Source organism: Thiomonas sp. TH-17, from assembly GCF_057473305.1.
In genome coordinates, this window is record NZ_JBYCKI010000311.1 from 1 (window position 1) to 2,357 (window position 2,357).

The window sequence follows — 2,357 nt, forward strand, 5'->3', positions numbered from 1 at the left end:
CACCGTCGGCGCCATGGCCGATCTGGTGCGCGCCGGCAAGGTGCGCTACCTGGGCCTGTCCGAGGCCGGGCCGGAGACGCTGGCGCGCGCCTGCGCGGTGCATCCGATCACCGCGCTGCAAAGCGAATACTCGCTGTGGACGCGCGATCCGGAGGATGGCGTGCTGGCCGCTTGCGCGCGACTCGGTGTCGGCTTCGTGGCCTACAGTCCGCTGGGGCGCGGCTTTCTCACCGGCGCCATCCGGCGCGTGGAAGATTTCGAGCCCGACGACTACCGCCGCCACAGCCCGCGTTTCCAGGGCGAGCATTTCCAGAAGAATCTCCAACTGGTCGAGCAGGTCCGCGCGCTGGCGGCGGCGAAGGGCTGCACGCCCGCGCAACTGGCGCTGGCCTGGGTGCTGGCGCGCGATCCGCACATCGTGCCCATTCCCGGCACGCGCAAACTGGCGCGGCTGCAGGAAAACCTCGGTGCGCTGGATGTGCGGCTCGATGCCGCCGAGCTGGCGCGCATCGACGCGCTGTTTCCGCAAGACGCCGCCAGCGGCCCGCGCTATCCCGAGGCGATGATGCGCAGCCTGCGCAATTGAGTCATGGCGAGGATTGCCGGGCGCATCATCGGGTCATGATGCTTGTGACATCGGTAGGCGCGGACCAGTTTGTGAACTGTTCCGCGGCGACCCGTTCGCGGCAGGCGTCGTGCAGCCTGGTGCTTCAATCCAGCGTGGGGTAATCGGTGTAGCCGTGGGCATCGCCGCCGTACAAGGTGCTGGCATCCAGCGCGTTCAGCGGCGCGTTTTCGCGCAAGCGCCGCACCAGATCGGGGTTAGCGATGAACAGGCGTCCGAAGGCCACCAGGTCGGCCGCGCCGGCGCTGATCGCCGCTGCCGCACTGGCGCGGTCGTAGCCGTTGTTGACCATCCATGCGCCGCGAAAGCGTCGGCGCAGTGCGGCAAAATCGAAATCGACCGCGCGCGTGCCGCCGGTTTCTCCCTCGATTACATGCACATAGGCGATGCGCAGCGCATCAAGCCGCTCCACCACGTGCTCGAACAACGGCTGCGGAGCGCTGTCGTGAACATCGTTAAAGCCTGCTGCCGGCGACAGGCGCACGCCGACGCGACCGGCGCCGATGGCCGCGGTCACCGCCGCGGTGACCTCGATCAGCAAACGCGCGCGGTGTTCGATTGGACCGCCGTAGGCATCGCTGCGTCGATTGCTGCCGTCGCGCAGGAACTGGTCGAGCAGATAACCATTCGCCGCATGCACCTCGACGCCGTCGAAGCCAGCGGCCACGGCATGGCGCGCGGCTGTGGCATAGGCTTGCACCAGCGCGGAAATTTCGTCCAGCAGCAGCGCGCGTGGCGCCGAGACATCCACCAGGCCTTGCGCGGTGAACGTCTTGGCGCGAGCGGTGATGGCCGAAGGCGCTACCGGCGCCGCGCCGCCCGGCTGCAGACTGGTGTGCGAGATGCGGCCGACGTGCCAGAGTTGCAGGACGATGCGGCCACCCGCGGCATGCACCGCGTCGGTGACGGCTTTCCAGCCGGCGACCTGCGCGGCGGAGTGGATCCCGGGCGTGGCAATGTAGCCCTGACCCTCTGGACAGATCTGCGTGGCCTCGGCGATCAGCAAGCCGGCGCTGGCGCGCTGCGTGTAATAGGCGATCGCCAACGGCGAGGGCACGTTGCCGGCCACGGCACGGTTGCGCGTCAGCGGTGCCATGACGATGCGGTTGCGCACATCGATCGCGCCGACGCGCAACGGTTCGAACAGCGCGGCCCCGGAAGTCAGCAGGGACCTGGCGGCAGATTGGGCATTCATCAGCAAGCTCCGGTATCGGGAATCAGTTAATCGAATGTTGTGTGGGTACTCGCCAGCTGATTCAAGTCGCAACAGGACGAAGCCGGAGCTTGCGCGTGCGGGTCACCCTGCCGGCGATCCGCGCGGCCATGCCCCGCGTGAGATCAGGTGACATGCCGGCACATGCGCCGGCACGCCGGCTGCGTGACGTGCGACGTAACGCGCATGGACGGCGGGCTTCCGGTACTTGTCAGTGCCGGCGCCCGGGAGTAGCGTCCAAGGTCCGCGGGGTATCTTCCCCGCGGGAGTCGTGAAGCCCGCCGATATGCATTGCGCCGCCTGCCACCGATGCCCTGCCGCACAGCCGGCGGGGTGGTGTGCAGGCCGCGTCAACCCGGTAAACCCCTGCGACACCGCCGTGACGGGCGGGCGGTGCCGTGCGTCCGCTTGATTCATCAACCGTATGGAGGTCGCACGATGTTCGAAAATCATCCGCGTGAAGACATCGAAGCCATGATGAAGGCCAATATCGAATTCCGGCGCCTGTTCCTGCGCCAC

General features: G+C 67.7%; 2 protein-coding genes. One reads left to right on the top strand and one right to left on the bottom strand.

The window, feature by feature from the left end; all coding sequences use genetic code 11:
* Positions 1-586 (top strand): aldo/keto reductase (locus AC2VLV_RS16955; RefSeq protein ID WP_486991080.1); only part of this gene is annotated, 586 nt, incomplete at its 5' end.
* Positions 587-710: 124 nt separating this feature from the next.
* Here the strand turns inward: AC2VLV_RS16955 and AC2VLV_RS16960 are convergent.
* Positions 711-1,820 carry an alkene reductase gene (locus tag AC2VLV_RS16960; RefSeq protein WP_486991081.1) on the bottom strand — a complete coding sequence of 370 codons (1,110 nt, stop codon included), beginning with the start codon at positions 1,818-1,820 and terminating at the stop codon, positions 711-713.
* Positions 1,821-2,357: the final 537 nt, after the last annotated feature.